General features: G+C 50.1%; 3 protein-coding genes and 1 pseudogene. 3 read left to right on the forward strand and 1 reads right to left on the reverse strand.

Annotation, left to right across the window (positions count from 1 at the left end; genetic code table 11):
- Positions 1–107 precede the first annotated feature (107 nt).
- From ABYW01_RS16255 to rrtA, 3 genes are all read left to right on the forward strand, one after another.
- Positions 108–842 (forward strand): helix-turn-helix domain-containing protein, encoded by a 735-nt coding sequence (locus ABYW01_RS16255; RefSeq protein ID WP_372834683.1) that lies wholly within the window; start codon positions 108–110, stop codon positions 840–842.
- A 129-nt stretch (positions 843–971) separates the two neighbouring features.
- A complete protein-coding gene (locus ABYW01_RS16260) occupies positions 972–3068 on the forward strand; it encodes a VIT and VWA domain-containing protein (protein WP_372834684.1) in 2097 nt (698 codons plus the stop codon).
- Positions 3061–3669 (forward strand): rhombosortase, encoded by a 609-nt coding sequence (gene rrtA, locus ABYW01_RS16265; RefSeq protein WP_372834687.1) that lies wholly within the window; start codon positions 3061–3063, stop codon positions 3667–3669. The genes ABYW01_RS16260 and rrtA overlap by 8 nt, the downstream gene beginning before the upstream one ends.
- A 6-nt stretch (positions 3670–3675) precedes the next feature.
- Here rrtA and ABYW01_RS16270 read toward each other — a convergent pair.
- Positions 3676–3855, reverse strand: a pseudogene (locus tag ABYW01_RS16270) (hypothetical protein); the annotation flags it as partial.

The following is a 3855-nucleotide window of genomic DNA, read 5'->3' on the forward strand; positions in this document are numbered from 1 at the left end:
GATAACGGTATAAATAACATTAAAGCTCGGTTTTTTACTCCCGTAACACTATGGTTATACTGGGTAAAACAGAAAGCCGCTCTCCATTCTCATGACAAGGAACGACCATGCTGCAGACCTCAGCGCTTGTTGGAACACTAAAGCAACAGCTAAAAGCCAGCGGTAAGACCTATGCCGATATCGCACGAGATCTAAATCTCAGTGAAGCGTCCGTTAAACGTTTATTTTCCGATAACAACTTTTCTCTACATCGGCTTGAGATGATTTGCGATTCAATCGGGATTACGTTTACCGATCTGATTGAAAAGATGGCCCAGCAGCAACAAACGCTTACCCAGCTCACCCACGAACAGGAAAAGGAGGTCGCTGAAGATGTCGTGTTGCTATTGATAGCGGTGAGTGTGATTAACGGTTTTTCCTTTAACGATCTACTGATGCAGTACGACGTTGGTGAACCTGAATGTGTCCAGAAGCTGGCGAAGCTGGATCGCCTCAAATTAATCGAACTGCTTCCGGGCAACCGTATCCGCCTGTTGGTCTCACCCAACTTTAACTGGCTACCCAACGGTCCCATTCAGAAATTTTTCCAAGACAAGGTTGAACAGGATTTCTTTCGTTCCCGTTTCGACAAGCAGAACGAAAAACTTCTCGTCCTCAATGCGGTCCTCTCCCCCGCCGCCAATGCTGAGCTGCAACGAAAGATGCAAACGCTCGCACATGATTTTAACGCCATCATGAAACGGGATGCCCAGCTACCGCTGACCGACCGTAAAGGCACAACAATGGTTCTGGCCGTCCGCCAGTGGCAGTACAGCTTATTTAATAACTACCGTAAGAAATAAACCGAGCCAGATCTGAAGTGTCGTATTCTGCAACTTCAGGTCGTGAGCAATAATACTTTAACGCGCTTTCTGTATCGACCCAGCGGAGATAGTGACACTGCCCTTATATTCATCACGAGGGTAATTTCTATGTCTCTGTTTCGTTCCATCTGCCAATTCAGTCTTTCCGCCGCTTTATTAGCCTCAACCTCAGTGAATGCCGCCGGATTACTCAAACCTGCAAATAGCACATTGCCTGACCTTTTGATTCAACAGCACGACGTTGATGTAGTCATTCAGGATGGATACGCCGTTACACAAGTCGAACAGGTATTTAGCAATCCAAATACTCAGCCCCTGGATGCGATCTATTCCTTCCCGGTGCCTGATAAAGCGGCCGTAGGCGAATTCACCTATTGGATCAACGGCAAACCGGTGACAGGGGAAGTCGTTAAAAAACAGCAAGCACGCGAAATCTATCGCGAGGAAAAACAAGCCGGACGCAACGTCGCCATTGTAGAGAAAGACAGTTACAAAACGTTCGATATCAGTGTGGCGGCGATCCAGCCACACACCGACGTGCGTGTACGTTTAGTGTATGTGCAACCCACTCACGTCGACAGTGGTATCGGACGCTACGTGTATCCGCTGGAGGACGGAGGTGTTGATGAAGCGAAACAAGCGTTCTGGAACCGCAACGAACACGTCCAGAAGCAGTTCAGTTTTAATGTACATCTGCGTAACAGCTACCCGATTGACGGTCTTCGTATGCCCCACCAGCCTTCGGCCAATATCACACATTCAGACGCATACAACTGGAATGTCGAATTAATCAGTACAGCACGCAGTGGACATACCAGCAGCCCATCAACCGATGATGATAGAAGCGTTCAAACACCTCAGGTAAACAATACACCTTTAGGTACACCTGTCGCCCAGCTGGATAAAGACCTTATACTCTACTGGCGCCATTCCGACGGCTTGCCGGGTAGTCTTGATATGACGACCTATAAAAAAGACAGTAAAGCACCAGGCACCTTTATGCTGACGCTAACGCCCGGTGATGACCTGTCCCCCCTGAACAGCGGGCGTGACTGGATTTTTGTTCTGGATGTATCAGGGTCAATGTCAGGCAAGTATTCCGCTTTAACGGAAGGGATTAGACAGGGGTTGGCACAACTCAGTCCAAATGATCGTTTTCGTATCGTGTTATTCAACGACTCAGCCCGCGATTTCAGTGGTGGTTTCTTGCCCGCGACGCCAGAACGGATCACCCCGATGCTGGATAGACTCGACCAATACCAACCCAGTCGCGGAACAAACCTCTATGCGGGTATGACAATGGGTTTGAGCAAAATGGATAGCGACCGCCCCACAGCCATGGTGCTGGTCACCGATGGTGTTGCCAATGTCGGTGTCACCGAGAAACATGCATTTCTGACACTGCTGAAAGCCGCAGATCTGCGACTCTATACGTTTGTCATGGGAAACAGTGCTAACCGCCCCCTATTAAACGAAATGACCAAAGTGTCGCAAGGTTTTTCTATATCGGTGTCAAATGCCGACGATATCATGGGTCAAATCATGCTGGCAGCCGACAAAATGAGTCATCAGGCCCTGCGGAACATTAACATCAACTTCGACGGGGGACGCATTGCCGACCTGACCCCGGAGCAAATTGGTAGCCTTTATCGAGGACAGCAGCTCACAGTATTAGGACATTACCGCAAAGCCGGACCGGTCAAAGTCACCCTGACAGGCGATATTGGTGATGAGAGCCGGACGTACACCACAGAAATCCAGCTGCCTGATCAGTCATTACTGAACCCCGAGCTGGAACGCCTATGGGCCTATGCAACCATCGAAAACTTGCAGGCTAAAATAGATTATCTCGGTGAAGACAGCGACAGCAAACAAGCAATTACCTCCATCGCCACAGATCACGGATTAGTCACCGACTATACGTCGATGGTTGTGTTGGAAGAGGATCGTTTTAAAGCACTGGGTATCGACCGAACCAATGAACAGCGTGTTGCAGTAGAACGCCAGGCACGTGACCAACGCGCGCAAGCACCGATCACTCAGCGCAGAGCTGACAAAGCTCAGCCAATGTTCGATAAACAACGGGCAACAGTAGGCGGACGCTCGGGGGGCGGCGCAGTAGACCCGTGGATGATCCTGATATTACTCGCACTCGCGGGATCTGCGTTGTACCTGCGCTCCCATCCGGATGATGCAAATGCGTAACCAGGCGTCATTCCCACAGGTACACCACGGAGCCGCCTTCTGGCGGTTCCAATGGCCCTTACGTACGCTGATCGCCTCGATGACTGTCTTGGTATTCGCGGCCCTCGATTTGGGACAGTTCTGCTTTGATCGAGCGGCTATTATTCATAATGGCGAATGGTGGCGCCTGATCACCGGTCATCTGGTGCATAGCACTACGTCACACCTGTTCTGGGACGTGATTACCTTCGCGGCGGCATCAGCTTATCTTGAAAGCAAACAACCCGGTTTAGTCATTCCTGCATGGTTGTTGGGTATGGTCAGCGTCAACCTGTTACTGCTGTCTTCGCTATCAGATTTGAGCTACTACTGTGGACTCTCGGGCATGCTCTTTACGCCCCTCACACTCACAGTCATCATCTATCAGCGAGGGACTAAAGGACTCATTGGGTGGCCACCGATGCTGGTATGCTCAACTAAGCTGGCATGGGAACTACATCAGACACAAACTTTATTGGTGAACACCGATTGGCAGGCATACCCTGAATCACACGCCGCGGGCGTTATTGGAGGGCTATTCGTTTATCTGTGTATTCGGCTAAAGAAAGCCCCCCACACTTAACGCTCATCAGCTAGCCTGAGCGACCACATCAACCCCAACCAGACCATTTTTCTCAAGCACCCGATACACTTTACGACAGGTTTTGCCTAACTGATCGAGTTCCCCCAGGTTAGGCACCTCTCCCTGATCGATCCGCATCTCCCACTCTTCCAGCTGTATCGCAAGAAAATCGAGTAGTTTCTTTGC

Source organism: Pontibacterium sp., assembly GCF_041587635.1.
In the GTDB taxonomy this organism is placed as follows: Bacteria; Pseudomonadota; Gammaproteobacteria; order Pseudomonadales; family Balneatricaceae; genus Pontibacterium.